We start from the raw sequence: 26,147 nt of genomic DNA on the forward strand, positions 1-26,147 counted from the left end.
GCGCAGCGTCGATTGTCGTCTAGTCTCTAGGCGTTCACACCCCTGTCAACGGATGGACTGTCCATGAGTTTGTTACTCGGCCCGATTCTGCAATTTCGTGGCATCAACAGTAATGTCTATAACGTGTCTGCTCTAGTGGTTTTACCCTTGGGCGGGTCATCACCCAGCGTAAAAGTACCCGGCGGTGTCACTGCCGGCAAACCGTTGGCCATCGCCGATATCCCGTTGCTCAGTCCTCAGTACCGCGTCTGGCGCATCGATCTAAAAGCGCTGCAAGACCAGGCTGTTGCCAGCACTTACACGATCAAGATAGAGGGTGCGCAGGCCAACTTCGTCGTTCCGGCCGAGGGGCAGTCGCCGCGCATGGCCTATGTGTCGTGCAACGGCTTTTCGGACCCCAAGGACATGGAGAAGGTGGACAGGAACCATGAGCGCTGGGAGCACATGTGGGGGGCTCATCAAAGCAAGCCCTATCACCTGTTGTTGATGGGGGGCGATCAGGTTTACAGCGACGATATGCGCAGTAATCTGTCGTCGATGAAAACATGGTTTGCCAAACCCTTCGCCGAGCGCCGAAAGGCGGTCTACAGCAAGGTGATCGAAGCCGACCTGGACAAGTTCTTCGCCAGACTCTACCTGGAGCGCTGGAAACAGCCTGAGGTCGCGAAGCTGCTCAGCGCCGTGCCAACGGTGATGATGTGGGATGACCATGACATCATCGATGGCTGGGGTTCCTACGATGAGGTATTGCATTCAAGCCCGGTATTTCAGGGGCTGTTTGCCACGGCCAAACGCTATTTCAGGATTTTCCAGCAGCAACTGATCCAGACTCATCCGCACCTCAAACCGTCCGCTGATACTCATCCCTGCGCGATTCCCGACACCGCTGACGGCTTTCACCTGGGGTTTACCGGCTTGGGTGAATTGGCATTGCTGGTTCCCGACTTGCGCAGTGAGCGTGCGCCGGATTTGACGACCCCGCCGGCTCGGCAAACCCGGATCATTTCGCCCGTCAGTTGGGATGCGATTTATGCCTGGCTGGGCAAGGTCAAGGGGCATAAGCACTTGCTGCTGATGTCGAGTATTCCCGTGGGTTACCTTGATTTGCAGGCGGCCGAAAAGGCACTGGACCTGATTTCGGGGCAACAGGAACTCGAGGACGATTTGCGCGACCATTGGCGAAGCCTGCCTCACCGGGACGAACGCAAGCGGTTGATCATGCGATTGCTGGATTTCGCCCACGCCGAGTCATGCAAGGTCACGCTGGTGTCCGGTGATGTTCATGTGGCAGGGGCCTGTGTGATCGAATCGACGTTGTCCCGGCATCGCAATGATGGTTCGGGATTGATCTACCAATTGATTTCGACCGGGGTCGTGCATCCTTCACCACCGGTGTTGGCGGTGCAGTTTCTGGAGTCCATTGGCAAGCACCAGGAGCAGATCGACTACGCCATCACCGGAACCATGTTGCCCATCGGTGCACGGGGACGTTACCTGATTGCCGCTCGAAACTGGCTGGCGATAGAGCCGGATGAAGACAGCACCGGCAAACGTCGGCTGTGGGCCAATTGGCACGTAGAAGGCCTCAAACATTGTGTGACCCAGGTGATCGATCCGGTTAAGCCGCGGGCCGAACCGTGAGCGTTACCACGTGCCGGTGGTCGGCTCCGGCAGGCGGAGTTTGCCGCGATCAAGGAAACGCATCGTGCCGAACACGCCACCAGCCAGTTTGCCCCGAAGCACGTAAGGCAGATTGTTCAGTGTCTGCGTCTGACCCAGCCCGAGGGTCTGACGCAGCACCGAGAAGGCCGAAACGCTCACCGGCACCACGATAACCGCCTCGGAAAACCGTGGGATCGAGCCCGACTGGTCGCTGACACCGGAGGCGAGTGATTGACCGTTCACCTCCAGATCCAGGGCCACTCCGTTGTAGTCGATCGCCGTTTCATTAGGGTTCTGCACGCGCAGTTTTACCGCGAAACGCACTTCCAGTTCCTGGCTTGGCAGTGGCTCGATACCGACCACGTTGATGTTCAGCGGGTCGTGTTGGGGGAACAGGGCGCAGGCGCTCAGGGAGAGCAAGAGGAGGGACAGGGACAGGGCAAACAATCTGCGCATGGACAGGTTCTCGTAAAGAAAAAGGCCGAGCCGCTCGTGGCTCGGCTCTTGAGCATTACGCACGGTCTAACTGTGCGACAGCCGCAGGTGAAACGGGTTCACCCTTGGCCGCAACATCCGGGTTCTGCATCACCTGAAGCACCGAGGCTTCCGGGTCGAACTCGTCTTCTTCCAGCTCGATGAATTCTTCGGGCAGGAAGATATTCAGCACGATAGCGCACAACGCACCGACGGTGATCGGTGATTCGAAGATGTTGTGCAGCGCCTTCGGCAACTCGCGCAATACTTCAGGCACTGCCGCGACGCCCAGGCCCATGCCGAGGGAAATCGCCACGATCAGCATGTTGCGCCGATGCAGGCCGGCCTCGGCGAGAATCTTGATCCCGGCCACTGCCACGGTGCCGAACATCACCAGTTCGGCGCCGCCGAGCACCGGTTTCGGCATCAATTGCAGCACCGCGCCGATCATCGGGAACAACCCCAGCACCACCAACAGGCCCGCGATGAAAAACGCCACATAACGGCTGGCCACGCCGGTGAGCTGGATCACGCCATTGTTCTGGGCGAAGGTCACCATCGGCATGCTGTTGAACACCGCAGCCATCGCCGAATTGAGACCGTCGGCCAGCAACCCGGATTTGATCCGGCGGATATAAATGGGGCCTTTGACCGGTTGCCGGGAAATCATCGAATTGGCGGTCAGATCCCCGGCAGCCTCCAGGGGCGACACCAGGAAAATCACCGCCACCGGCACAAACGCGACCCAGTCGAATGAGAAGCCATATTTGAACGGTACGGGCACACTCATCAACGGCACGGCGGGCAGGCTGGTGAAATCGACCTGGCCCATGAACCACGCGACCGCATAACCGAGGGCCAGGCCGATGACGATCGCGCCCAGGCGCAGGAATGGCACATCCACCCGGTTCAACACCACGATGGTCCCCAGCACCAGTGCCGCCAGCGCCAGATGGCTGGCCGCGCCGAGATCCGTCGCACCAAAACCGCCGGCAATGTCGGTCATGGCGACCTTGATCAGCGACAGGCCCATTAGGGTAATGATGGTGCCGGTCACCACCGGGGTGATCAGCATCCGCAACTTGCCGATGAACTGGCTTAGCACCACTTCGATGAACGCGGCGAAAAAGCACACGCCGAAAATCGTCGAGAGGATTTCATCGGTGCCACCGCCGCGCGCCTTTACCATGAACCCGGCGCTGAGAATCACGCTGATAAAAGAGAAACTGGTGCCTTGCAAGCACAGCAAACCGGAGCCGACCGGGCCGAACCGCCGCGCCTGCACAAACGTGCCCAGCCCCGAAACGAACAGCGCCATGCTGATCAGATAAGGCACTTCACTTTGCAAGCCAAGGGCGCTGCCCATGATCAGCGTCGGCGTGATAATGCCGACGAAACTCGCCAGTACGTGTTGCAGGGCGGCGAAGACCGTGGCGGTCAGGTGGGGGCGATCGTCGAGGCCGTAAATGAGGTCGTTGTTGCGTGGGGGGGCGGTTTTTTCAGAGGCGGTCATGGTGATTTGCGTGCCGAAAGGCGGGCCGGGTCAGAAAATGGAGGCGCAGGATGCCAGCCGCGGGCAGTGAGGGCAACGTACAACGCGATCGCTTGCCACACTGCCAGTCAGTCAGATGCAGAACCTGTGGGTGCGGGCTTGCTCGCGAAGGCGGTATACCAGGCAACATTAATGTCGACTGACACGGCCTCTTCGCGAGCAAGCCCGCTCCCACATGGATTGCGCTTGACGCAAGCCCCTGCTATTCAAGCAAACGCCGCAAGCAAGTCTTCTTCAAAGGCTTTTTGCGCATCCCCCGGTACCTGCGCGCGATGGCGGGCCAGATGGAACGCCACCTCAAAACTCATGTCGCCCTGACGCACGGCGCGCAGCAACCCTTTGTCTTCCCAACTGCGGGCGAAGTGATCGGGCAGGTAGCCAACGTGCTTGCCGGAAAGAATGAAGGCGAGGGTGCCTTCGACCTGTTCGGAACGCGCCGAACACATCTTCCCCTGAAACGGCTCGTCGCTGCGCAGGAAGCGGTAGGGATGATCGACCCGGTCGCAGGCCTGAAGAGCCTGATCGTCAGGCGCCCCATCGGCGAACAGCGGATGCCCCGGGGCGCAATACAGGTGCTGGGTTTCCGTGAACAGTTCGCGGTAGTCAAAAGCGCTCTGCACCTGTGAGAAATAGCCGATCGCCAGGTCCAGCCGTTGTTGCAGCAACAGCCGCTCCATTTCGCCGGGCATGGCGCTGATCAACTCGATACGCACCGACTCGTCCCGTTCGCGAAAGCGCCGGATCGCCTCGGCAACCCGTTGCAGCACCGATTGATCAAGTGCTTCGGACAAGCCCAGGCGCACTTCGCCGATCAACCGTCCGGCCACGCCGTTGGATTGATGACGGAACGCTTCGATCGACTCGAACAAGGTACGAATGGCAAGGAGCAGCTGTTCGCCCTTGGGGGTGATTTTGAACCCGCCCTTGCCGCGACTGCACAGCCGATAACCAAGCCGGGTTTCGAGCCTGGCCATCTGCTGGCTGATGCTTGACTGGCTCAGCCCCAGCTCACCCTGAGCCGCGCTGAAACCACCGCATTCCACCACGCTGACAAACAGGCGCAGCAGCTGCAGGTCGAGGTCATGAAGTTGACCGAGCATCAAACATTACTCCGCAATAAAGTCAGGATAATTAACTTGGTATTTTTCCAATGTAACTGACGACGCATCCTGCAGTCACTTCCTCCGGTCAGGTGTTCGTCATGGCTCCGCTCTTCAAGCTGTGTTTACCCGCACTGTTCCTCGCCATGGCCGTGCCGGCCCAGGCCGAGGAAAAAGTCCTCAATCTCTACAGTTGGGCCGATTACGTCGCGCCCGAGACCTTGCAACGGTTCGAAAAGGAAACCGGCATCCATGTGCGCTACGACACGTTCGATGCGCCGGAAGTGCTGGAAACCAAGCTGCTCACCGGCGGCAGCGGCTACGACGTGGTGGTGCCGTCGTCCAGCGTTCTGGCACGCGGCCTGGCGGCGGGCGCGTTGAGGGAAATTTCTCACGATGGCCTCAAGGGTTACGCCAACCTCGACCCGGACATGCTGGAAAAACTGGCGGCGGTCGACCCCGGCAATCGGTATGGCGTGCCTTACACCTGGGGCACGCTCGGATTGGGGATGAATGTCGAAGCGGTGAAACAACGTTTGCCCAACGTACCGCTCAACAGCCTGGACCTGTTGTTCAAGCCCGAATACGCCAGCAAGCTCAAAGACTGCGGCATCGCCATTCTCGATTCGCCCCAAGAGGTGATTGGCCTGGCGCTGCACTATCTGGGTAAAGATCCCTACAGCACCGACAAGGCTGATCTGACAGCCGCCGATGCACTGTTGCGTCAGTTACAGCCGTCGGTGCTGTACGTCGCCACCGGGCGGCAGATCAACGATCTGGCCAATGGCAGCGTCTGCCTGGCATTGACCTACAACGGTGACGCGAGCATGGCCGCCGATCAGGCGCGCAAGGCCAACAAGCCGTTCGAGGTGGCCTACCGCATTCCGCGGGAGGGCACGCTGGTGTGGCAGGACAACCTGGCGATTCCCAAGGACGCGCCGCACCCGGAAGCCGCCCGGGCCTTCATCGAGTTCATGTTGCGCCCCGAATCCGTCGCGGCGCTGACTAACACGCTGTTCTTCGCCACGGCCAATCGGGCAGCGACGCCGTTGGTGGATGAGGCGGTGCGCAGCGATCCCGACATCTACCCGCAGAGCGAGGTGCGTGAACGGCTGTACGCCGACCGCAGCATGAGCCTCAAGGACATGCGTCAGCGCACCCGCCTGTGGACCACTTTCCGTAGCCGCCAATAAGCCAATAACAAGGAATACACCATGGACGTCCCTGCACAGAACGATCAGGCCATGACCCGCGACAGTCTTTACGGGACTGCCGCCGAAAGCACCTACGCCGGTATCACCAGTTTCATGCGCCGCCGCTACAGCCGCGACTTGCGTGGCGTCGACGTGGTGGTCAGCGGCGTGCCGTTCGACACCGCTACCAGCAACCGCCCCGGCGCGCGTTTCGGACCGCGCGGCATTCGGGCGGCGTCCACCGGGATCGCCTGGGAACGCCACTGGCCGTGGACGTTCGACCCGTTCGATCACCTGGCGGTGATTGACTACGGCGATTGCGCCTTCGATTACGGCACGCCGCATTCGGTGCCGGAAAGTATCGAAGCCCACGCCGAGCACATCCTGAGTAGCGGTTGCGCAATGCTGACGTTTGGCGGCGATCACTTCATCAGTTATCCGCTGCTCAAGGCCCATGCCCGTCAGCATGGCCCGTTGTCATTGATTCACTTCGACGCCCACAGCGACACCTGGCCGGATGAGGAGGGCAAGCGCGTCGATCACGGCACGATGTTCTGGCATGCGGCCAAAGAAGGGTTGGTGGATCCGTCGCGCTCGGTGCAGATCGGGTTGCGCACCACCAATGACGATCATCAGGGCTTTCAGGTACTGGATGCGCGGCAGGTGCATCGGCAAGGGTGCGAGGCGATCGTCGAGGCGATTCGTGCCCGGGTCGGTGATAACCCGGTGTACCTGACCTTCGACATCGACTGCCTCGACCCGGCCTTTGCGCCGGGCACCGGAACGCCGGTGTGTGGCGGCTTGAGCACGGTGCAGGCGCTGGTAATCCTCGGCGGCTTGCGCGGGATCAACCTGGTGGGCATGGACGTGGTGGAAGTGGCGCCGGCCTACGACAGCGCGGACATTACCTCACTGGCAGCGGCGACATTGGCCATGGAGATGCTGTGTTTGTATGCGGCCAAACACAAGGTCGATCGGTAACACACAAGCCAATGTGGGAGCGGGCTTGCTCGCGAAAGCGGAGTGTCAGCCACCAGAAGTGTTGAATGTTAAGCCGTCTTCGCGAGCAAGCCCGCTCCCACATTTGATCTGTGCCAGGCCATCGAGCGATGGTCTTGTCGCTCCTGCCAGTTTCTGACAGCAGCCTCTGCTAAGCTCCGACGACTTTTCAGGAAAGAGCCTGCCGACCGTGTCGCGAACCAGCCGTTTACTGACTTTGTTACAAGTGCTGCGGGGCAAAAGTCGTCCGGTGACTGCCGCGACATTGGCCAGCGAACTGGAGATTTCCGAACGCACGCTGTACCGCGATATCGCTGAACTCACCGCGCTCGGCGCGCCGATTTTTGGCGAGGCGGGGATCGGCTATGTGTTGCGCAGCGGCCTGTTTCTGCCGCCCTTGATGCTCAATGCCGATGAGACCGAAGCCATCGTGCTCGGCTTGCGCTACGTGGATCAGCGTGGCGATGAGGTGTTGGGCAAAGCCGCGGCCGATGCCCTGGCAAAAATCGCCGCGGTACTCGACCCCGCCGCCCAGGAGGCCTTGCGCAACCCGACGGTGCTGCCGGGGCCGCCGGGCTATGGCTACCCGCAAAATGCCGTGCCTTTGAATGTGTTTCGCCAAGCCATCCGCGATCAGGCCAAGCTGCACATCGACTACGCGGACGCCAATCAGGTGCCGAGTCAGCGGCTGATCTGGCCACTGGCCCTGGGTTTTCTCAACGAGGTGCGGATCATCGTCGCCTGGTGTGAGTTGCGCAGTGCCTATCGCACCTTTCGCACCGACCGGATCTCGGCCGCCAGCGAGCAGGGTGAGCGCTATCCGGGGCGGCGCAGCGACCTGTTGCGCACCTGGCGCAAGCAGATGCAACTGGACGAAGCAGGGCGTTTCACTCCTGACAAGAATTGACACAGGCTTGTTTTAGCATGGCTCCAGAATCAACTCACAAGGAGCCGTAAACATGTCCAATCCAGCCTCTTCACTGGCCCCCGCCATTGCCGCCTACATTGCCGCTGCCAATGCTCGCGACACGTCGAGGGTTGCCAGTTTTTTCGCTGAGGATGCCAATGTGTTCGATGAGGGGCAGCATCAGGTCGGCACACACGCCATCGCCCAATGGATGCAAGACACCGCACAACGTTATCAGCCCCGGGTCGAGGTGCTCGACGTTCAACTGCGCACCGGCAAAGTGCTGGTGCACAACCTGATCTCCGGCACATTTCCTGGCAGCCCGCTGGAACTGCGCTACATGTTCCGCCTCAATGAGCAGGGCAAGATTGCCCGGCTGGACATCTCGCTGTAACCCGGCGCGAAACCTGTGGGAGCGGGCTTGCCCGCGAAAGCGGTGTGTCATTCAACATTGATGTTGGCTGACCCTACGCCTTCGCGAGCAAGCCCGCTCCCACATGGATTGCGTTTTACCTATACTGCCGCGCATGAATGTCGACTCTCCCTTAAGCGCCTGGCAACACGCCATCGAACAGAAGGGCTTCGTCCAGGACGAAGCCCAGGAACACGCTGTGTGGGCGCTGCAAAAATGCCACGAAGCCTTGCATGAAGACCGCACGCCCGTCACCGGCGTGTACCTCTGGGGCCCGGTCGGGCGGGGCAAGACCTGGTTGATGGATCAGTTCTACCAAAACCTGCGCGTCCCGGCCCGGCGTCAGCACTTTCATCATTTCATGGGCTGGGTGCATCAGCGCTCCTTTCAATTGACCGGCACCGCCGACCCATTGAAAGCGCTGGCCCGCGAGCTGAGCCAGGAAGTGCGGGTGCTGTGTTTCGATGAATTGTTCGTCAACGACATCGGTGACGCGATCATTCTCGGACGTTTGTTTCAGGTGATGTTCGAGCAGGGCGTGGTGGTGGTCTGCACCTCCAATCAGCCGCCGGATCAGCTTTACGCGGATGGCTTCAACCGTGACCGGTTTGTGCCGGCTATTGCTGCGATCAAGCAACACATGCAAGTGATTGCGGTGGATGGCGGGGAAGATCATCGCCTGCATCCTGGCGCCGGTCTGCAGCGTTACTGGGTGAACGTACCGGGTCAGCCTGGCGCATTGAGCGAGGTGTTCAAAGCCTTGACCGTCGGCCAGTCGCTGTCCAGCGATCCGGTCAAGATCGGCTACCGTTCGGTCAATGTCAGGCAGGCCAGTCAAACCGTGCTCTGGTGCCGTTACGCCGAGCTCTGCGAGCAGCCATTTGCCGCCATGGACTTCATGGCCCTGTGCGATACCTTCAGCGCTATTGTGTTGAGTGATGTGCCCAATCTCAGCGCGCAAAAACGCGAAGGGCGCATCGCCCGCGGCACTGAAGACGGCGTTGAACGGGTGGCGGCGGGGGATCGCGAGTTACCGCAGTTGTCGGTGCATGACGATGGCGTGCGGCGGTTCATCGCCCTGGTGGACGAATGCTACGACCGCAAGGTGCCGCTGTACCTCGAAGCGCAGGTGCCGATGGAGGCGTTGTACACCGAGGGCTATCTGGAGTTTCCGTTTCGTCGCACCCTTAGTCGTCTGCAGGAAATGCAGCTCAAACGTTTCGCCGAGGTTTGATCTCCGGGAGGAGCGAACATGAATCAGCCCTTGTCCCACCATTTGCTGACCATGGCCTATCAGAACGCCTGGGCCAATCACCGACTGGCCAAGGCCTGGCTTCAGCTAAGCCCGGCCGAACTGGCAGCGCCGCGAGTCAGTTTCTTTCCCAGCCTCAGCGCGACCCTCAATCACATTCTGACCTGTGACTGGTTCTATGTTGATGCACTTGAGCGGGAGTTGCGCGGTGACGAACCGCATCCCGATTGCTACGTGTTTTTCAACGAAGACGAGCCGTTCGCCCACGGCGCCGATCTCAAGCGCGAGCAAGCCCTGGTGGACCGTCGACTGATTGCCTACTGTGAGCAACTGCGCGACGCAGACCTAGGACGGCTCGTGACCATCGCGCGCGACACCCCGCAACATGACAGCCGTTTGCGCATGCTGTCCCATTTGTTCGAGCATCAGATTCATCATCGCGGGCAGGTTCACGCGATGCTCAGTGGCACGTCGGTCAAGCCACCGCAACTGGACGAGTTTTTTTGTGCGGGTGAGTCGGGGTTGAGGGCTGAGGATTTTGCTGAGTTGGGATGGACCGAGTCATTGATCTGGGGTGTTTGAGGAGGAACGATCACAACAGGATCCGGTTGTCGGCACACCGGCACTCGCGATAAGGTCGTCAGACCTTTCAGTGCGCAAGAAGCGAGCTGGGGCAACTTGTGTGATTGAGGATGGAAATGGAATCCGCAGAAATTCTTGTGCTTCAGGCCAGCTACACCAACCCGGTGCATGCAGAGGCGATTAGCCTGGTGTTGAACCATTACGCCGAAGACCCGATGGGCGGCGGTCATCCGTTACCCGCCGATGTGTTGCAACAACTGCCGGGGGAACTGGCCAAACGTCCCCATGCCTTCAGTGTACTGGCGTTTGTCGGCGGCGAACCGGCAGGGTTGGTCAACTGCTTTGAAGGTTTTTCGACATTCGCCTGCCGGCCATTGGTGAACGTGCACGATGTGGCGGTGGTGTCGAAGTTTCGCGGGTTGGGGCTGAGTCAGAAGATGCTGCACAAAGTCGAAGACATCGCGCGCCAGCGCGGCTGCTGCAAAATTACCCTGGAAGTGCTGGAAGGTAATGCGGTGGCTCAGGGGGCTTATGGCAAATTCGGTTTCTCGCCAGGCATGTTCGACCCGGCGCACGGTCGGATGCTGTTCTGGACCAAGGCGCTTTAATTCGCAGTCCTTTGGGAGCGAGCTTGTTGTGGAGTGGGGCTTTTGTGGCGAGGGAGCTTGCTCCCGTTGGGTCGCGCAGCGACCCCGGCATTTCAAAGTTAAACCGCATGTAAAGGGTTTGCGACTGCTTCGCAGCCGAGCGGGAGCAAGCTCCCTCGCCACATAAGCCCGCTCCCACAGGATCCGCGCCAGAATTACTGCTGAACGACTTCCGGCGTGATAGGTGCGCCCTTGGGTTTCATCAGGCTGAAGTCGATCAACGGCCTCTGCTTACGTGCATAAGGGTCGCCGATCATCAATGGCCGAGGCTTGAAGCTGTCGCTGACCAGACTTTTGCTGCGGTCCAGTTCATCGAAACTCAGGCCGGCCAGATCCGCCCACGTGTGAATCAGTTGCGAACTGCTGTACGGCCGGCTCAAGTCGCCAGCAAAACTCCAGTCATGGGTTTCGCGCCATTTCGGCGAAGCCCAGGCCATGAACGGAATGGTGTACATCGGCGCCGTCGGCTTGCTCTCGTTGCGGCCCAGGGTTTTATGGCCAACGGAGTCGAAGACGTCTTCGCCATGGTCGGAGAGGTACAGCAGGAAGCCGTTCGGATCAGACTTGGCGTAGTCCTTGATCAGGCTCGACACCACGAAGTCGTTGTACAGCACTGCGTTGTCATAGCTGTTGTACGTTGGCACCTGATCGTCACGCACGCCGTCCGGAACGCCTTTGCGGTCAGTGAACTTGTTGAATGTCGGCGGGTAACGGTACTGGTAGCTCATGTGCGTGCCGAGCAAATGCACAACGATCAGCTTGCGTGGCGCTGCATCGGCCAGGGCCTTGTTGAACGGTTCGATCACGTCGCCATCGTACTGGGCGGCGTTCTGGTTGCGATTGTTGTTCAGGTACACCTGCTCGTCGGCCTGTTCGGAGAAGGTCGTGAGCATGGTGTTGCGCTTGGTCATGGTCTGCTGGTTGGTGATCCAGAAAGTCTTGTAACCCGCCTGTTTCATCATGCTGACCAATGACGGCGTCGACAGGTACAGGTCCGGGTTTTCTTCGTCGGCGAAGGTCAGCACCTGCTGCAACGCTTCGATGGTGTAGGGACGCGGGGTAATGACGTTATCGAAGACCGCCAGTTGATCCTTGAGCTTGTCCAGCTCCGGGGTGGTTTGCCGAGGGTAGCCGTACAGGCTCATGCGCTGACGGTTGGTGGACTCGCCGATCACCAGCACCAGGGTCGCCGGCTGATTGGCCATCGAATCGGTGAGGTTTTTGAGCGGTGGAATTTTGCTGGCGCTGTCGAGCATGTCTTGCATGCCGGCCAGGGTATCGAGGTAACGGTGATAGGCCACGGCCATCTGCCAAGGCACGGCGGGCTCGATGCGGGTTTCGAACTTCTCGAAGCCGCCCGCCAGGCTGCCGCTGCGTGCGGTGTGCTTGATTAGCGGGTAACCGACCACGGCCAGCAGAATCGCCGTCGCCGCGACCAATGCCTGGCCGCGTGGCAGGTATACCGGGCGCAAACGGGTCCACAGCAAATACGCGAACGCGGTGTGGGCGAGGAACGCCAGTACCATCCACCAGGCAAAATACTGGGTCATGTACTCGCCGGCTTCAGACACGTTCGATTCGAACATGATGAAGATGACGCTCTGGGAAAATTCCTGCTGATAGATGAAGAAATAACCGAGGCTGGCCATCGAGCAGGCCCACAGCACCACGCCGATCAGTGCGGCCATCACCCGTGTTTGTCTGGGGAACAGCAGCATCGGCGCGAGCCAGATGGCGCTCATCACAAAGGCCTGACGGAACCCGGCAAAACCGGAAGTACCTGTCAGTTGAATCAGCAGTTGGGTGATGCCGGAAAAATACCAGAAGAACAGAAATAACCAGAGAAATCCTGCCCAATCAAAACCTTTCGCAGACGTTTTGCTGCGTTTAAACAAAGCCATTCAGCACTCCAGCCTGATAATTACTTCGGCCGTCGGCACTCTCCTTGTCGCAGACGAACGGGCGCCGCGTGGATACCGAGCGGCCACAATGAGCCGGAGTATCAACAAGAAGGTGTGAAAACTTTGTGAGTTGCCAGGGCTGGCAGGGTTGCAGCAAGTCGGAAACAGCAGCGGCTGCTTCCGATTCAAACGAGGGGGTCAGGCGTGGGGAGCACGTTGGGTGACAGGCAAAGGCTGAGCCTGATTGCCTTGGGTCAGCAGGCGCAATTGCGCGACTTCCCGTTTCAACTGGTCGCGCTCATCTTTCAACTGGCGCAGTTCATCGCGACGGATCGTGACGTAAAGGGTTTGTGCTGGCAGTGCTGTGTGTACGGTGCCCATTGCTCACCTCGCAAATGGCTGTCTCAACTGTAAGTTCGCTCCCGAATTCGGGTGCTCACTTACTATCGGCGCCAATTTTGATTTCTTTTGCCCCTGAAGGGAACTTTTTTATTTTTCATGGTCGTTGTGTCTTCGGTACGATTCCCGACGTTATCAGTCTGGATCGGGCACAATGCCCGGAAACTTCATCCCCATACGCTGGACTAACTCGAATGAGTCGCGTTGGGCTATAACCTTTGACACACTTTATTTGTAGTAGGGAGCATCAGTACATGCAACTCGGGATTATTGGACTGGGCCGCATGGGCGGTAATATTGCGCGGCGCCTGATGCTCAACGGACATACCACCGTTGTTTACGACCGCAATAGCGCCTTTGTCGATACCCTGGCTGAAGAAGGCGCCACCGGTGTTGCCGACTTGCCAGCCCTGGTCGCTGGCCTGGCCAAACCACGCGCGGTGTGGGTCATGCTGCCCGCCGGCGCACCGACCGAAGACACCATCGACACCCTGAGTACCTTGCTTGAAGCGGGCGATACCATCATCGATGGCGGCAACACCTTCTATAAGGATGACATCCGCCGGGCCAAAACCCTGTCGGAAAAAGGCCTGCACTACATTGACGTCGGCACCTCCGGCGGCGTCTGGGGTCTGGAGCGTGGTTACTGCATGATGATCGGCGGCGATGCCGACACCGTTAGGCGTCTTGACCCGCTGTTCGAAACGCTGGCCCCGGGCATGGGCGATATCCCGCGCACCAAGGATCGCCAGTCCGATGACGATCGCGCCGAGCGCGGTTACATCCATGCAGGCCCGGCCGGTTCTGGCCATTTCGTGAAAATGATTCACAACGGCATCGAATACGGAATGATGCAGGCCTTCGCCGAAGGCTTTGACATCCTCAAGACCAAAGCCAGCACCAACCTGCCGGAAGACCAGCGTTTCGACCTGAACGTTGCCGACATCGCCGAAGTCTGGCGTCGTGGCAGCGTGGTGTCGTCCTGGCTGCTTGATCTGACCGCCGACGCACTGGCCAGCGATCCGAAGCTCGACGGCTACTCAGGCTCGGTGGCTGACAGCGGTGAGGGGCGCTGGACCATCGAAGCCGCGATGGAGCAATCGGTGCCGGTACCGGTGCTGTCGAACTCGCTGTTCTCGCGCTACCGTTCGCGCGGGCAAGGCACCTTTGGCGACAAGATTCTCTCGGCCCAGCGCTTCGGCTTCGGTGGCCATGTGGAGACCCCGAAAAAATGACCCATGTGATCCGCAGGAAATCCAAGGCAGAACCCGCACCGCCTACCACGCTGTTTCTGTTCGGTGCCCATGGTGATCTGGTCAAGCGCTTGCTGATGCCGGCGCTGTACAACCTGAGTCGCGACGGTTTGCTGGGGAATGGACTGCGGATCATCGGCGTTGATCACAACGCTATCAGTGACGAAGCCTTCGCCAAAAAACTCGAAGATTTCATTCGGGCGGAAGTGGCGGCCAAGGTCGGCAAGGGCGATCAAGCCCTTGATCCGGCGTTGTGGGCCAAACTGGCCAAGCACATCAGCTATGTCCAGGGCGACTTCCTTGACGAACGCACCTACGAAGCGCTGGCGGCGAAAATCGCCGACAGCGGCACGGGCAATACGATTTTCTATCTGGCCACCGCGCCACGCTTTTTCAGCGAAGTGGTGCGGCGTCTTGGTGCTGCCGGATTGCTGCAAGAAACCCCCGATGCCTTCAGAAGGGTGGTGATCGAAAAGCCTTTCGGCTCCGATCTGCATACCGCAGAAGCCTTGAACGCGTGCTTGCTCAAAGTGATGACGGAAAAGCAGATCTACCGGATCGATCACTATCTGGGCAAGGAAACCGTGCAGAACATTCTGGTCAGCCGGTTTTCCAATAGCCTGTTCGAAGCCTTCTGGAACAACCATTACATCGACCACGTGCAAATCACCGCCGCCGAAACCGTCGGCGTGGAAACCCGCGGCAGTTTTTATGAGGTCACCGGCGCCCTGCGGGACATGGTGCCCAATCACCTGTTCCAATTATTGGCGATGGTGGCCATGGAACCACCGGCCGCTTTTGGCGCCGATGCGGTACGCGGCGAAAAAGCCAAAGTTGTCGGCGCGATTCGCCCCTGGACAACCGAGGAAGCGCGAGCCAATTCGGTGCGCGGCCAATACACCGCCGGCCAGATTGGTGGCGAGCCGCTGCCCGGTTATCGCCAGGAAGCCAACGTGGCGCCCGACAGCACGACCGAAACCTATGTCGCGCTCAAAGTCATGATCGACAACTGGCGCTGGGTCGGCGTGCCGTTCTACCTGCGCACCGGCAAGCGCATGAGCGCGCGCGACACCGAGATTGTCATTTGCTTCAAGCCGGCGCCGTATGCGCAGTTCCGCGACACCGAGGTCGATGAGTTGCAGCCGACTTACCTGCGGATCCAGATCCAGCCCAACGAAGGCATGTGGTTCGACCTGCTGGCCAAGCGGCCGGGGCCGGCGTTGAACATGGCCAATATCGAGCTGGGTTTTGCCTACAAGGATTTCTTTGAAATGCAGCCATCGACCGGCTATGAAACCCTGATCTACGACTGCCTGACCGGCGATCAGACGCTGTTCCAGCGCGCCGACAACATCGAGAACGGCTGGCGCGCCGTGCAGCCATTCCTCGATGCCTGGCAGCAGGACGCAACAGTGGAGAACTACGCGGCCGGCGAAGACGGGCCTAAGATTGCTGATGAGTTGCTCACCCGCGATGGTCGCGTCTGGCACAGCGTCGGATGAGTGACGTAACGCAACAGCCCATCCGTTTTCTGCTCAGCGACATGGACGGCACGTTACTGCTCCCTGATCACAGCCTCAGTCAGCGCACGATCGAAGCGGTCCGCGCCTTGCGCGAGGCTGGCGTACTGTTCAGCCTGGCCACCGGACGTCCGCCAAAAGCCATGCTGCAACAGATCGAAGCCCTGGGTGTCGATCTGCCGACGGCGGCCTTCAATGGCGGCACCCTTGTAAACCCGGACGGCAGTGTGCTGGTTGCACATTATTTGCCGGCAACGGCGGCGCTGACGGCGCTGACGCTGTTTGCCGATCAGCCGGACATTGAGGTTTGGGTATTCAGTGGCGGCGACTGGCTGTTGAAGGATCAGTACGGCCCGATGGTCCCGCGAGAGCAGCACGGCCTGGGTTATCCGCCGGTGGTGGTCGAGAATTTCGAGCCTTACCTTGCACGTATCGACAAAATCGTCGCGGCCAGCAACAACGCCGGGCTGTTGATCGAGCTGGAAGCGCAGTTGCTGCCCAAGGTCGAAGGGCAGGCGCAGGTTTCGCGTTCACAACCGATCTATCTGGACGTGACGGCGATGAAAGCCAACAAGGGCGAGGCATTGGCGACACTGGCCGAGTTTCTCGGGGTGCCGCTGGAGCAGACCGCCGCCATGGGTGACGGTGGCAACGACCCGGCGATGTTTCACCGGGCCGGGTTGTCGATCGCCATGGGGCAGGCGGAAGAGGCGGTGAAGCGTCAGGCCGACGTGGTGACCGGAGCCAATACCGAAGACGGCGCGGCCCAGGCGATCGAGCAATACATCCTCCCTCGATAACGACACAAAACCAATGTGGGAGCGGGCTTGCTCGCGAAGAGGCCGTCACATTCAACATCGTTGTTGAATGACACATCGCCTTCGCGAGCAAGCCCGCTCCCACATTTGGCCGGTGTTATAGCCAGTAACTCACCGCATACCAACCCAACACGCCCATCACCACGGTATAAGGCAACGCCATCCATACCATCCGCCCGTACGACAGGCGAATCAGCGGGGCAATCGCCGAGGTCAGCAGGAACAGGAACGCCGCCTGACCATTGGGCGTCGCCACGCTCGGCAGGTTGGTGCCGGTATTGATCGCAATCGCCAGGGTTTCAAACTGTTCGCGGCTCATGTGGCCGGAGAGGAACGCCTGTTTCACTTCGGTGATGTAAATGGTCGCCACGAACACATTGTCGCTAATGGCCGATAGCAAGCCATTGGCAATAAACAACATGCCCGGCTGTTGACTTGTCGGTAGCGCCAGCACCCACTGGATCAGCGGTGTGAACAGTTGCTGATCTTGAATCACTGCCACCACTGCGAAAAACACCACCAGCAGCGCCGTGAACGGCATGGCATCCTTGAAGGCGTTGCCAAGGCGATGCTCATCGGTAATGCCCGTGAATGCGGTGATCAGCACGATCACCATCAAACCGATCAAGCCGACTTCGGCGACGTGAAACGCGAGGCCGGCAATCAGGATCAGCGCTGCCGCGCCCTGAACCATCAACGCAGCGCGCTGACGTGCAGTGCGTGCGGCGTTGTCTTCGGCGGCGTAGTTGGCCAGCACCGTACGCACGTTGTCCGGCAGCAGCGTGCCATAGCCGAACCAGCGCAGTTTCTCCAGCAGTACGCAAGTCACCAGACCCGCTGCCAATACCGGCAACGACACCGGTGCGACCTTCAAAAAGAATTCGGCGAAGTGCCAACCCATTTCATGGCCGATCAACAGGTTCTGCGGCTCGCCAACCAGCGTGCACACACCGCCCAATGCGGTGCCGACCGCACCGTGCATCAGCAGGCTGCGCAGGAAGGCGCGGAACTGTTCGAGGTCTGCGTGATGGAGCGTGGGCAAGTGCCGGTCATCGCCGATTTCGCTGTCCTGACGCGGATCGCCGCCCGAGGCGACACGGTGATACACCGAATAGAAACCCACCGCCGCACTGATAATCACCGCAGTCACGGTCAACGCATCGAGAAACGCCGACAGAAACGCGGACAGGAAACAGAACATTAACGCCAGCAGGGCCTTGGAGCGAACCCCCAACAACAAGCGCGAGAAGAGAAACAGCAGCAGGTCTTTCATGAAATAGATGCCTGCCACCATAAACATCAGCAGCAAGATCACCGGGAAGTTGTGCACCAGCTCATCATAGAGCGCCTGGGGCGTGGTCATTTTCAGCAGCAATGCTTCGACCAGTAGCAACCCGCCGGGCATCAACGGATAACACTTGAGCGCCATGGCCAGGGTGAAAATAAACTCCAGCACCAATAACCAGCCGGCCGCCACCGGACCGACCGTCCACAACACCAGAGCGTTGAGAATCAGGAAGCCGACAATGCTCGCCTTGTACCAACGAGGTGAGTGCCCGAGAAAATTATGCGCGAAGGCCTGGGCGATTGAACCAGACATCGGCTACTCCTTGTATTAAGAAGCGCGCAAGTTGCCGTAAGAACAACAGAAGATCAAGTGTGGAAAATGACGTTGGCCTAACACCGATAACGCGCGACGACCGCGCGGCAGTTTCCGTCCAGTGAATAGCCGCCTATGACAATGCAACCGTTGGCCTGAATGGCCAATGAAGTAGCAGTATGCGAACCGCGACTCAGGTGTGTGCGACACCAGCCGATGCCCTTGGCAAAACTGCGATCCAGCTGCCCACTGGGTAAATATCGGGCAAAAACGAGATCAGCTTCGACCCCGCCGACCGTCGCTCCGACTGTCAGCACTCGCCCGTCCGGTTGAACCCCGGCGGCGGTCCAGTGGCAGTCGCTGCGGCTGACTCCCAATAGCTTTGGCTGGCCACCGTTGCAATGAATATCCGGCCGGCCATTACTGTGAACTTTCAGAGACAGGCAGAGCATCGGGTCGCGACTGCTGCCAAAGCAATGCAAGTCACCGTTTTCATGCTGGACGATCTGGCAGACCCGAGCGCTGTGCTCGCGTGCCTTGAAGGTCATGAAACCATCCACGGCGAAGCGGTCGTCCAGCCGGCCATCCGGGTGATAACGCGCCAGCAGACCTTCCTCGGGAACATTGATTGTTCCACTCACCAGGATCCGACCATCGCGCTGCACCATCAAGCTGCAGAGCCAGGTGTTCATTAACAGGTGCCGGACCATGACGAAACCACGGCCGTTGAAACTATCGTCCAGCGAACCGTCGGCATTGAGTCGTATCAGCATGCCGGCGTGATCGGCCGGGTCGAAGTGATGATTGGCCAGCAGCAGGATTCGACCGTCGTCCTGCACGCAGACATCACAGGCTTCAGTGCCCGGCATGCCGCGCGGTAACCAGGTATCGCGAGCGCCCCGGGAAAGATCACCCGGCAGGCGCACCACGCAGTATCCATTGTCGCCAAAACCCTGGACCAGGCAGCCTTGCTGATCGAACATCGCCAGGGCAGGCAGCGTACGGTGAGCATTTTCGTAATGCAGGCCGGCCACCAGAATGTGCCCGTCGGCCAACACCCGCACCTTGCCGGCCATGGCCTCGAAGCCGTGGGCGAACTGCCCGCTGATGCTGCCTTGTTTGCCGAATGCCAGATCCGCCGAACCATCTGCAAGCAGGCGGGCCAGGCCGAAGCGATGGCCGCCCGGCGTACCGACTTTTGCCGCCACCATCAACCGGCCGACAGGGTCAATCGCAATGTCATTGGCCATGCTGGAGAGACTGCCGGAAAAATACACTTGAGTCTTGCCGGTGCCAGCGAAACTCGCATCGAGCCGTTCGGCGCCATTCACGGTTGCAGGTAAGGCAAAAGCAGTCTGGGGTGACATGCATGCATCTCCTTGCCAGTCGTCCTGATCCGGGTGCCCGGAAGGTGACTGCCTGAGCAAAACATTCAATCCCTGAATGACTCGGCGCACAACTGTTTTCATGGGCCGGAGGGGGGGCGTTTTGTGCCAGAACAGTGTCTTTTCGAACCACTGAAAAGCCTGCCAAGTAATCCGGCGACTAGAAGTTGAAACAGGAGAGTGGTGTCGCGCAGCTGACTGTAGAAAATCGTCAACTAAGAAGAAGAGGGGAGCGGATTGCCGGAAGGCAATCCGCGAAAACACTTAGTGCGGCATGGACCATGATTGCAGTGTGTAACCTTCCTGGCTCAACTCGGCACGGGCTTCTTCCAGCACGTGTTCGAGTTGCTCTGGATCGGAATAGGCGCTGCTTGGAATTTGTTTGCAGCTGATGCGCGTGTTGGTGCGATCAATGATGGCCAGGCTTAGTTCGCTACCGTCTTGTAGAGCCCAGGCCACGCATTGGAAGGGTTGGAATGCGCGGTCGGCAATCAAAAGTGCTTCGTTGATACGGAGCGGGGCGTTCATGGGATCTTCTCTCTATATGCCCAAACAAGTGATGTGCCGTCGGTTGGGCTTACCGTTCGGCTGGTTACTTGTACTGATGTCCGCAACTGGGGTTTAGGTCACACACAATCGAAAGAAATGTTAACTTTCTTGGATTGATTCGATATTCAGGCCACTTCTGAAAGCTGAATGAAAGGTTTAACCCGTTAGGCAACTAACCAACTGACTTCTTATAACTAATAAGCAAACAACCCTATAAGCAATCGATACAAGCTCGCGTCAAAATCTTGCTAGTGTTACATCGAAGCCCGCCAAATGACTGTTTTTACTAATATTTCCTAAATTTGGCGTCAAGGAACAGTCATGATCGAAGCGCCTGCCTTACGACGTCTTTTAGTAGTGGATCCTTGCGACGACTGCCACCGCTTGTTGCCGGGTTTACGCGCCGTTGGATGGGATGTTGACAGCTGCACCCTGGAAAACGCCACTGAACGAACCTGCGATGTCGGCCTGTTGCGTTTGCAGCCATTTCATCTGGAGCGCCCGGAAGCCGTCAAGGAATTGATCACCCGTAGTGGTACCGAGTGGATTGCAGTGCTGAATCAAGAAGTCCTGCGATTACAAAATGTCGGAGACTTCGTCTGCGAATGGTTTTTTGACTTCCATACCCTGCCGTTCGATGTCTCACGGGTTCAGGTCACCCTGGGCCGAGCGTTCGGTATGGCACGCTTGCGCGGCCAGGGCACGGTTCATATCGATCAGCCTGAACATGAACTGCTCGGCGACAGCAAACCGATTCGCGAACTGCGCAAACTGCTGAGCAAACTGGCACCCACCGAATCTCCGGTGCTGATTCGCGGCGAAAGCGGGACTGGCAAGGAGTTGGTCGCCCGCACCCTGCATCGACAATCCCAGCGTCACAGCAAACCGTTCGTGGCGATCAACTGCGGCGCGATCCCCGAACACTTGATCCAGTCCGAACTGTTTGGCCACGAGAAGGGCGCCTTTACCGGCGCTCATCAGCGCAAGGTCGGGCGGATCGAGGCGGCTAACGGCGGAACGCTGTTTCTCGATGAAATCGGTGATTTGCCCTTGGAACTGCAAGCCAATCTGCTGCGCTTCCTGCAGGAAAAACACATTGAGCGTGTAGGGGGGCACCAGCCTATTCCGGTGGATGTGCGGGTATTGGCGGCAACGCACGTCGACCTGGAAGCGGCCATCGAGAAGAAACGCTTTCGCGAAGATCTGTATTACCGCTTGAACGTCCTGCAAGTCATCACCGTGCCGCTACGCGAGCGCCATGGTGATCTCTCGATGTTGGCCAATCACTTTTCCCATTTCTACAGCCATGAAACCGGTCGTCGTCCGCGCAGCTTCAGCGAAGACGCGCTGATCGCCATGGGCAAGCACGACTGGCCGGGTAATGTCCGCGAGTTAGCCAACCGGGTACGGCGCGGATTGGTTCTGGCTGAAGGACGGCAGATCGAGGCGCGAGACCTGGGGTTGCTCAGTCAACATGCCACCGCTTCGCCGATGGGCACGCTGGAAGACTACAAGTGCCGGGCAGAGCGCCAGGCCTTGTGCGATGTACTTAACCGCCACAGCGATAATTTGAGCAACGCCGCCAAGGTGCTGGGGATATCCAGGCCTACCTTCTACCGTTTGTTGCACAAGCATCAGATACGTTGAGCGATTGCAGACCCGGAGCGAGGCTTGCCGGCGAAGAACGATAGCGCGGTGATTCAGTTAAACCGCCTGGCGTTCTTCGCGGGCAAGCCTCGCTGCTACATGATCAACAAAAGTGTGTGCGCGGGATTAGAAGTAGTACGGGAATTTCAGGCTGAAGGAAAAGTCCGGCGAGTCGTCGGTCAGGCCGATGGCCAGGTTGGGAACGATCGTCAGGTTATCGGTCGCGGCCAGGGTCATGCCGATGTTGAAGTTGGCCGAGTTGTAATCGCTGTTGGAAATCGATTGCCAGTCACCACCGTCCGGCTTGATCTTGCTCTTGCTGGCAAACTGATCGGTGAACGAGAACGACATACTCATCTTCTCGTTCAAGGCGAATGCAATACCGGCGCCGATCTGCCAGGAATCCCCCAGTTTCACGTCCCCGGGCACCTTGGAGTTGACCTGAGGGCTGATGTCGCTGAAAGAGTCTTCCATGTTGTAGGTGTAGGCCAGGCTGCCGAACAGTACAGCCGGGTCGAAGCTCTTGACCAGTGAGAGACCCGGAGTGATCGACCAGACACCATTGCCGGTAGGCAATTCCTCGGGTACCGAGAGATTATCGTTGTTCGGGTCATTGACCAGTTTGATGCCGTAAGGGTCTTCACCGGTCGGCGCCTTGACGCGCAGCGTAAAGACCGCATCGGGCAGATTGGCCGACTCATCCAGAAACTTGTAGGCAACGCCAACGTTGATATCGCCGATGGTCGGGTCACGGGTCACGGTTGCGTCCGACGTCACCGGGCCCGCGCCACCGGCGCCACCGGAGGAATACGTTGATTCGCGATACACCACGGGGACGTTAATGTCGAACTGCCAGCGTTGCGCCACGTTGTAGCGGGCGGTCAGGTCCAGGGTCCAGTTATCCGCCTTGATACGGTCGAGGTTGATGTTGCCAAGGAAAATCGAGTCCAGTGCCAGGAAGCCGTTGAGTACCAATGCACGGGTATCGTAGTGCGTGTACGTCAGGCCGGTTTCGAAGCTGAACTTGCCGCCACCGAAGAAGCCGCTGGCTTCGTCATACAGGTTGGAAACGCTTTGCGCAGGTTCCGAGTCGTCCTTGAGCGACTGGCCGTATGAGCTGCCCGTGGTTCCCGGCGCACCGGCGGCCACTGCCTGACCACCGCCGGGCGTTTCTGCGGGGGATTTGGTCAGGCGTTTGGGGGCAGGCGTCGCAGGTGTTTCTTCGACTTGGCGAATGCGCTGCTCGAGTACCATCAGCGCGTTCTGTTGTGCTTCGTAACGCTGTTTCAACTCCATGAGTTCTTGTTTTAGTGCTTCGACCTGGGGGTCCGGTGCTGCGCACAGCAGTGTGGCCGGGGCCAGGCTACTCAAACAAACGATAGCTCTAAACGTCAACGATCGGTGCATGGGTTAGCCGTCCCTTCTGACTACATCGGGTGACACTGAGCGTAGATCAGAATCCTTGAGTGCGAAGACCTTTGAGCTGGTCGAGGTTGCCGTTCAGCGACCCGGTTGTCACGTTGTCACGCAGCACGACATTGAAGGATGTGAGGTTGTTGACCTGGTTACCACCGCCGAGCAAAGTCGTGTTCTGCATCAGCCCGCCTTGGGCCAGGCGTTGTTCGGTGCTGCCCTGGTTGTTGTTGGCCACGATGTTGAGTTGCACACCCGTAGCGGTCGAGGAAACGCTCAACGCGCCCGCGCCATTGGCGCCGACCAACGTCGAGCCTGCGGCCAACGCCTGGCCCTGTTGTTCTGTTGCTGGCGCCTGGCTAGCCTTTGTGACGTTGATCTGAACGTTGTTGTAGGCACTGTTATGGTCGCCGGCAGCACGCACGACTTGAGTGACGCCTTCGGTGCTGTTGAGGCCATTGCCACCCGTGACGATGCCGGTGCCTTGCGAACTCGTGGAGCCATTACCTTTTTCATTGATCATCGACACATAGAACTGTGGCTTGATGGTCGATTGTTGAATTTGCATCGAGGACGTTGCCCCGATCACTTCCCCATTGGCATTTTGCCAGGTGCTGGTCATGACAATACCGAAACTGATGATCCGCCCCGGCATGACATAGCGGCCGCGCAGGGTCGCCAATTCCTGATCCTTCAGCTCAATGGGTTTGAACGTCTGTGCCTGGGTCGGGAGGCTGGCGGCCAGGCAAACCACGACCAGCCAGAGTGGAGTCTTCATTGAATGCTCCCGGAGCGTCGTGCTCCTTGTTATCAGAAGAAGTCGCTTTGGATGAATCCGAAATCCATCAATTCTGCGTCTCGCACCGGGGTGAAGGTGTTGATGCGGTTCTTGGCGGTCAGTGGCATCGGTGGGTCGAGCAACGCATTGGCTTTGTCGTAGCCCTGACCGATGACGGCAAAGATGATGCCGTTCCAGCCTTTTACAAAGTCGTCGACTTTGTAGCGTTTATGACCAAGTACCGGATCTCCGATATAGACCCAGCCCTTGTGGACTCTTTGCATGACCACAAAATGTTTGTAGCCACGGATATCCAGAAGCACCACAACCGGAATTCTGATGTCGCTCAACGTTTGCGGCGCTACCCGGTAGCCACGGGCCCGCATGCCGATACTTTCCACGTAACGCTTCATGTCGAGCATGGAGAAGCCCTGGACACGGACAAGATCTTGATCGGAATGTGCCAGCATGCCTTCGATGATCTGTTCTTCATTAACGTCCAGCCAATAGGCTTGGCGCAATATGGTTGCCAGCGCAGCTGCGCCGCAACTGAAGTCGGTTTTCTGCTGCACCAGGTCGGCAAACTTACGCTCGCGTATGCTCTGGATCGGTTTGTACACCACCGCGCCACCCGGCAGGACGGAAAGCGGCATTTGTGCAGCCTCGCTCACACTGGCCACATAAAGCAAAAATGCCAAGGCGATAATGCGCATGGTGGAACGCCTTCTGGTTGTGTTGAAACAGGCCCCCGTGAGGGGGCCTCCAGAGACAGCCATTAGAACGAGTTGTTGGAAATGGCCAACGAGTTGCTTTGTTGGTTGCCCACACCCGCAGCCACGTTGACGCCCAGGTTGCCACTGCCACCATTCACCGAACCGTTCAGGGTTGCGGTGTTGGTCACAGGGTTTGCCCAGCCAGTTGGAGTCAGCACTTGATAGGAATAGGTGTTGCTCAAATCAAAAGAGCTGCTCTCGCTGTAACTTTTCGATTTGTCGTACGAAGATTCGGACTCTTTACTGCCCGATTTTTCGAACGAGGAGGCGGACGATCTCTCCCACGACTTATCGAACGATCTTTCGAACGAGGAGTCGCTCGATCTTTCACGCGATGCGTCGAAATCTGCATCGATCGATGCGTCAACCGATACGTCGACAGTCCTGGTGCGGGTGCGATCGCCATTGCCATTGTTCCAGGTAACAGTTCTGGTGGCATTAGCAGACGCATCCAAAGCAGCGCTCAAAGAAGCACTGCTGGTAGAGCTGCTGTCCGAGCTTCTGAAGCCGCTCGCATCGGAGCTTCTGGAACCACTCGCATCAGCGCTCCTGGAACCACTCACATCGAAGCTCGAAGAAGCGCTTTTATCAACGCTCAAATCGGAAGACTTGTCGCGAGAGGAACTACCGCTGGCCGTTCTGGTAAATGTGAACGTATCCTGGCGATATGTCCGATCGGCGTTGTTATTTACGACCAGGCCAGGACCTTGTTGATCGGCAGAGGCGGTGGCTGTTGCGTTACCGAGCGGGGCATTGGTGTTGGCAATGGCCATGGTGTTTTTCTGTTGGTTGAGGTCGCCGCCAGCAATGTTGATACCCATATTGCCGCTGCCGCCATTCCCCGATCCGTTCATCACGGCAGAGGCTGTGCTGCCGAAGTTGTTGACCCTGTTGTTGTTGCTGTATTGCGTGACGTCGGCGGTGGCTTCGGCAGTGCCGAACACGAAGCTGTTGTCCTGACTGGAGTTTGAGGCAGCATTGGCGATGGCGGACGCGTTGTCTTGTTGGTTGCCACTACCTGCCGCCACGTTGACGCCGACGTTGCCGCTGGCGCCTGTGGCAGAGCTGCTCATTTCAGCTTCGTTGACCGTCCCCTCGTTACGGATGCGGTTGCCGGTACTGCTCTGGTTATCCCACGCATTGGCCGTCGCATAGACAGGGATCTTTGTTGGAGGAGGGGGTTTATGACCATGGTGGTGGTCATTGTCACGCCAATCGTTCGCTTGTACAGCAACAGCCATGACCGCAGCAATTGCGAAAACCAGAGGCTTGAGTGCCATCGAAGGTTTCATGGTGATTCTCCGTACTTATTTTAGGTTAAGTGTTGTTTC

24 protein-coding genes are annotated in these 26,147 nt (G+C 58.7%); 12 read left to right on the forward strand and 12 right to left on the reverse strand.

What is annotated here, in order from left to right; all coding sequences use genetic code 11:
- Positions 1-63: 63 nt before the first annotated feature.
- Entirely contained in the window at positions 64-1,641 is a 1,578-nt protein-coding gene (locus PMI36_RS22325) for an alkaline phosphatase D family protein (protein WP_008069223.1), read from the forward strand.
- A 3-nt stretch (positions 1,642-1,644) separates the two neighbouring features.
- Here the strand turns inward: PMI36_RS22325 and PMI36_RS22320 are convergent, their stop codons facing one another.
- The 3 genes from PMI36_RS22320 to PMI36_RS22310 all read right to left on the reverse strand — a co-directional run bounded on the left by PMI36_RS22320 (position 1,645) and on the right by PMI36_RS22310 (position 4,788).
- Positions 1,645-2,118 (reverse strand): LEA type 2 family protein, encoded by a 474-nt coding sequence (locus PMI36_RS22320; RefSeq protein WP_008069225.1) that lies wholly within the window; start codon positions 2,116-2,118, stop codon positions 1,645-1,647.
- Between the two features lie 55 nt (positions 2,119-2,173).
- Positions 2,174-3,649 (reverse strand): nucleobase:cation symporter-2 family protein, encoded by a 1,476-nt coding sequence (locus PMI36_RS22315; protein ID WP_008069226.1) that lies wholly within the window; start codon positions 3,647-3,649, stop codon positions 2,174-2,176.
- A gap of 245 nt (positions 3,650-3,894) precedes the next feature.
- Entirely contained in the window at positions 3,895-4,788 is an 894-nt protein-coding gene (locus PMI36_RS22310; protein WP_008069238.1) for a LysR family transcriptional regulator, read from the reverse strand.
- Positions 4,789-4,889: 101 nt separating this feature from the next.
- Between PMI36_RS22310 and PMI36_RS22305 the strand changes: the two genes are divergently transcribed.
- From PMI36_RS22305 to PMI36_RS22275, 7 genes are all read left to right on the forward strand, one after another.
- Positions 4,890-5,981 carry a polyamine ABC transporter substrate-binding protein gene (locus PMI36_RS22305; protein ID WP_008069239.1) on the forward strand — a complete coding sequence of 364 codons (1,092 nt, stop codon included), beginning with the start codon at positions 4,890-4,892 and terminating at the stop codon, positions 5,979-5,981.
- A 21-nt stretch (positions 5,982-6,002) separates the two neighbouring features.
- A complete protein-coding gene (gene speB / locus PMI36_RS22300) occupies positions 6,003-6,962 on the forward strand; it encodes an agmatinase (protein WP_008069240.1) in 960 nt (319 codons plus the stop codon).
- A 208-nt stretch (positions 6,963-7,170) separates the two neighbouring features.
- The gene (locus tag PMI36_RS22295; RefSeq protein WP_007897371.1) at positions 7,171-7,887 is read left to right on the forward strand and encodes a helix-turn-helix transcriptional regulator; all 717 of its coding nucleotides are present in this window, start codon (positions 7,171-7,173) and stop codon (positions 7,885-7,887) included.
- A gap of 52 nt (positions 7,888-7,939) precedes the next feature.
- Positions 7,940-8,281: a nuclear transport factor 2 family protein gene (locus tag PMI36_RS22290; protein WP_008069241.1), complete on the forward strand. Its 342-nt coding sequence runs from the start codon at positions 7,940-7,942 to the stop codon at positions 8,279-8,281.
- 133 nt (positions 8,282-8,414) lie between these two features.
- A complete protein-coding gene (gene zapE, locus PMI36_RS22285) occupies positions 8,415-9,533 on the forward strand; it encodes a cell division protein ZapE (protein WP_008069242.1) in 1,119 nt (372 codons plus the stop codon).
- 18 nt (positions 9,534-9,551) lie between these two features.
- Positions 9,552-10,133, forward strand: a complete 582-nt coding sequence (locus tag PMI36_RS22280) for a DinB family protein (RefSeq protein WP_008069243.1) — start codon at positions 9,552-9,554, stop codon at positions 10,131-10,133.
- 116 nt (positions 10,134-10,249) lie between these two features.
- Positions 10,250-10,741 carry a GNAT family N-acetyltransferase gene (locus tag PMI36_RS22275; protein ID WP_008069244.1) on the forward strand — a complete coding sequence of 164 codons (492 nt, stop codon included), beginning with the start codon at positions 10,250-10,252 and terminating at the stop codon, positions 10,739-10,741.
- A 194-nt stretch (positions 10,742-10,935) separates the two neighbouring features.
- On the opposite strand, the gene PMI36_RS22270 is transcribed toward PMI36_RS22275, so the two are convergent.
- Together PMI36_RS22270 and PMI36_RS22265 are read right to left on the reverse strand one after the other, a co-directional pair.
- On the reverse strand, positions 10,936-12,681 hold the full coding sequence (locus tag PMI36_RS22270; protein WP_008069247.1) for a phosphoethanolamine transferase CptA: 1,746 nt from the start codon (positions 12,679-12,681) through the stop codon (positions 10,936-10,938).
- A gap of 198 nt (positions 12,682-12,879) precedes the next feature.
- Positions 12,880-13,062 carry a DUF6026 family protein gene (locus PMI36_RS22265; protein WP_008069248.1) on the reverse strand — a complete coding sequence of 61 codons (183 nt, stop codon included), beginning with the start codon at positions 13,060-13,062 and terminating at the stop codon, positions 12,880-12,882.
- Between the two features lie 272 nt (positions 13,063-13,334).
- On the opposite strand from PMI36_RS22265, the gene gnd reads away from it, so the two are divergent.
- From gnd to PMI36_RS22250, 3 genes are read left to right on the forward strand one after another with little or no spacing between them, the layout of a single operon-like run.
- Positions 13,335-14,315, forward strand: coding sequence for a phosphogluconate dehydrogenase (NAD(+)-dependent, decarboxylating) (gnd, locus tag PMI36_RS22260; RefSeq protein WP_008069250.1), 981 nt, complete (start codon positions 13,335-13,337; stop codon positions 14,313-14,315).
- Entirely contained in the window at positions 14,312-15,835 is a 1,524-nt protein-coding gene (gene zwf / locus PMI36_RS22255) for a glucose-6-phosphate dehydrogenase (protein WP_008069252.1), read from the forward strand. The genes gnd and zwf overlap by 4 nt, the downstream gene beginning before the upstream one ends.
- Positions 15,832-16,653 carry a Cof-type HAD-IIB family hydrolase gene (locus PMI36_RS22250; RefSeq protein ID WP_008069254.1) on the forward strand — a complete coding sequence of 274 codons (822 nt, stop codon included), beginning with the start codon at positions 15,832-15,834 and terminating at the stop codon, positions 16,651-16,653. The genes zwf and PMI36_RS22250 overlap by 4 nt, the downstream gene beginning before the upstream one ends.
- A gap of 115 nt (positions 16,654-16,768) precedes the next feature.
- Here the strand turns inward: PMI36_RS22250 and nhaB are convergent, their stop codons facing one another.
- The 3 genes from nhaB to PMI36_RS22235 all read right to left on the reverse strand — a co-directional run bounded on the left by nhaB (position 16,769) and on the right by PMI36_RS22235 (position 20,184).
- The gene (gene nhaB / locus PMI36_RS22245; RefSeq protein ID WP_008069256.1) at positions 16,769-18,271 is read right to left on the reverse strand and encodes a sodium/proton antiporter NhaB; all 1,503 of its coding nucleotides are present in this window, start codon (positions 18,269-18,271) and stop codon (positions 16,769-16,771) included.
- A gap of 77 nt (positions 18,272-18,348) precedes the next feature.
- A complete protein-coding gene (locus PMI36_RS22240) occupies positions 18,349-19,638 on the reverse strand; it encodes a hypothetical protein (protein ID WP_008069257.1) in 1,290 nt (429 codons plus the stop codon).
- 282 nt (positions 19,639-19,920) lie between these two features.
- Positions 19,921-20,184 (reverse strand): hypothetical protein, encoded by a 264-nt coding sequence (locus PMI36_RS22235; RefSeq protein WP_008069259.1) that lies wholly within the window; start codon positions 20,182-20,184, stop codon positions 19,921-19,923.
- Positions 20,185-20,526: 342 nt separating this feature from the next.
- On the opposite strand from PMI36_RS22235, the gene PMI36_RS22230 reads away from it, so the two are divergent.
- Complete coding sequence (locus tag PMI36_RS22230) at positions 20,527-21,852, forward strand: sigma-54 dependent transcriptional regulator (protein WP_008069260.1); 1,326 nt, start codon at positions 20,527-20,529, stop codon at positions 21,850-21,852.
- Positions 21,853-21,978: 126 nt separating this feature from the next.
- Here PMI36_RS22230 and PMI36_RS22225 read toward each other — a convergent pair whose 3' ends face one another.
- The 4 genes from PMI36_RS22225 to PMI36_RS22210 all read right to left on the reverse strand — a co-directional run bounded on the left by PMI36_RS22225 (position 21,979) and on the right by PMI36_RS22210 (position 26,108).
- The gene (locus PMI36_RS22225; RefSeq protein ID WP_008069261.1) at positions 21,979-23,259 is read right to left on the reverse strand and encodes a transporter; all 1,281 of its coding nucleotides are present in this window, start codon (positions 23,257-23,259) and stop codon (positions 21,979-21,981) included.
- 46 nt (positions 23,260-23,305) lie between these two features.
- Positions 23,306-24,043, reverse strand: coding sequence for a hypothetical protein (locus PMI36_RS22220; RefSeq protein WP_008069262.1), 738 nt, complete (start codon positions 24,041-24,043; stop codon positions 23,306-23,308).
- A 32-nt stretch (positions 24,044-24,075) separates the two neighbouring features.
- Positions 24,076-24,756, reverse strand: coding sequence for a C39 family peptidase (locus PMI36_RS22215; protein ID WP_008069268.1), 681 nt, complete (start codon positions 24,754-24,756; stop codon positions 24,076-24,078).
- A 62-nt stretch (positions 24,757-24,818) separates the two neighbouring features.
- Positions 24,819-26,108: a hypothetical protein gene (locus PMI36_RS22210; RefSeq protein ID WP_008069270.1), complete on the reverse strand. Its 1,290-nt coding sequence runs from the start codon at positions 26,106-26,108 to the stop codon at positions 24,819-24,821.
- Between the last annotated feature and the right edge of the window lie 39 nt (positions 26,109-26,147).

Origin of the sequence: Pseudomonas sp. GM79 (genome assembly GCF_000282495.1) — a bacterium.
Classification (GTDB): domain Bacteria; phylum Pseudomonadota; class Gammaproteobacteria; order Pseudomonadales; family Pseudomonadaceae; genus Aquipseudomonas.

Bases quoted from the DNA above. Each gene is read 5' to 3' on its own strand.
- PMI36_RS22325 (WP_008069223.1), top strand. From the start codon at position 64: ATGAGTTTGTTACTCGGCCCGATTCTGCAATTTCGTGGCATCAACAGT.
- PMI36_RS22320 (WP_008069225.1), bottom strand. From the start codon at position 2,118: ATGCGCAGATTGTTTGCCCTGTCCCTGTCCCTCCTCTTGCTCTCCCTG.
- PMI36_RS22315 (WP_008069226.1), bottom strand. From the start codon at position 3,649: ATGACCGCCTCTGAAAAAACCGCCCCCCCACGCAACAACGACCTCATT.
- PMI36_RS22310 (WP_008069238.1), bottom strand. From the start codon at position 4,788: ATGCTCGGTCAACTTCATGACCTCGACCTGCAGCTGCTGCGCCTGTTT.
- PMI36_RS22305 (WP_008069239.1), top strand. From the start codon at position 4,890: ATGGCTCCGCTCTTCAAGCTGTGTTTACCCGCACTGTTCCTCGCCATG.
- speB (WP_008069240.1), top strand. From the start codon at position 6,003: ATGGACGTCCCTGCACAGAACGATCAGGCCATGACCCGCGACAGTCTT.
- PMI36_RS22290 (WP_008069241.1), top strand. From the start codon at position 7,940: ATGTCCAATCCAGCCTCTTCACTGGCCCCCGCCATTGCCGCCTACATT.
- zapE (WP_008069242.1), top strand. From the start codon at position 8,415: ATGAATGTCGACTCTCCCTTAAGCGCCTGGCAACACGCCATCGAACAG.
- PMI36_RS22280 (WP_008069243.1), top strand. From the start codon at position 9,552: ATGAATCAGCCCTTGTCCCACCATTTGCTGACCATGGCCTATCAGAAC.
- PMI36_RS22275 (WP_008069244.1), top strand. From the start codon at position 10,250: ATGGAATCCGCAGAAATTCTTGTGCTTCAGGCCAGCTACACCAACCCG.
- PMI36_RS22270 (WP_008069247.1), bottom strand. From the start codon at position 12,681: ATGGCTTTGTTTAAACGCAGCAAAACGTCTGCGAAAGGTTTTGATTGG.
- PMI36_RS22265 (WP_008069248.1), bottom strand. From the start codon at position 13,062: ATGGGCACCGTACACACAGCACTGCCAGCACAAACCCTTTACGTCACG.
- gnd (WP_008069250.1), top strand. From the start codon at position 13,335: ATGCAACTCGGGATTATTGGACTGGGCCGCATGGGCGGTAATATTGCG.
- zwf (WP_008069252.1), top strand. From the start codon at position 14,312: ATGACCCATGTGATCCGCAGGAAATCCAAGGCAGAACCCGCACCGCCT.
- PMI36_RS22250 (WP_008069254.1), top strand. From the start codon at position 15,832: ATGAGTGACGTAACGCAACAGCCCATCCGTTTTCTGCTCAGCGACATG.
- nhaB (WP_008069256.1), bottom strand. From the start codon at position 18,271: ATGTCTGGTTCAATCGCCCAGGCCTTCGCGCATAATTTTCTCGGGCAC.
- PMI36_RS22240 (WP_008069257.1), bottom strand. From the start codon at position 19,638: ATGTCACCCCAGACTGCTTTTGCCTTACCTGCAACCGTGAATGGCGCC.
- PMI36_RS22235 (WP_008069259.1), bottom strand. From the start codon at position 20,184: ATGAACGCCCCGCTCCGTATCAACGAAGCACTTTTGATTGCCGACCGC.
- PMI36_RS22230 (WP_008069260.1), top strand. From the start codon at position 20,527: ATGATCGAAGCGCCTGCCTTACGACGTCTTTTAGTAGTGGATCCTTGC.
- PMI36_RS22225 (WP_008069261.1), bottom strand. From the start codon at position 23,259: ATGCACCGATCGTTGACGTTTAGAGCTATCGTTTGTTTGAGTAGCCTG.
- PMI36_RS22220 (WP_008069262.1), bottom strand. From the start codon at position 24,043: ATGAAGACTCCACTCTGGCTGGTCGTGGTTTGCCTGGCCGCCAGCCTC.
- PMI36_RS22215 (WP_008069268.1), bottom strand. From the start codon at position 24,756: ATGCGCATTATCGCCTTGGCATTTTTGCTTTATGTGGCCAGTGTGAGC.
- PMI36_RS22210 (WP_008069270.1), bottom strand. From the start codon at position 26,108: ATGAAACCTTCGATGGCACTCAAGCCTCTGGTTTTCGCAATTGCTGCG.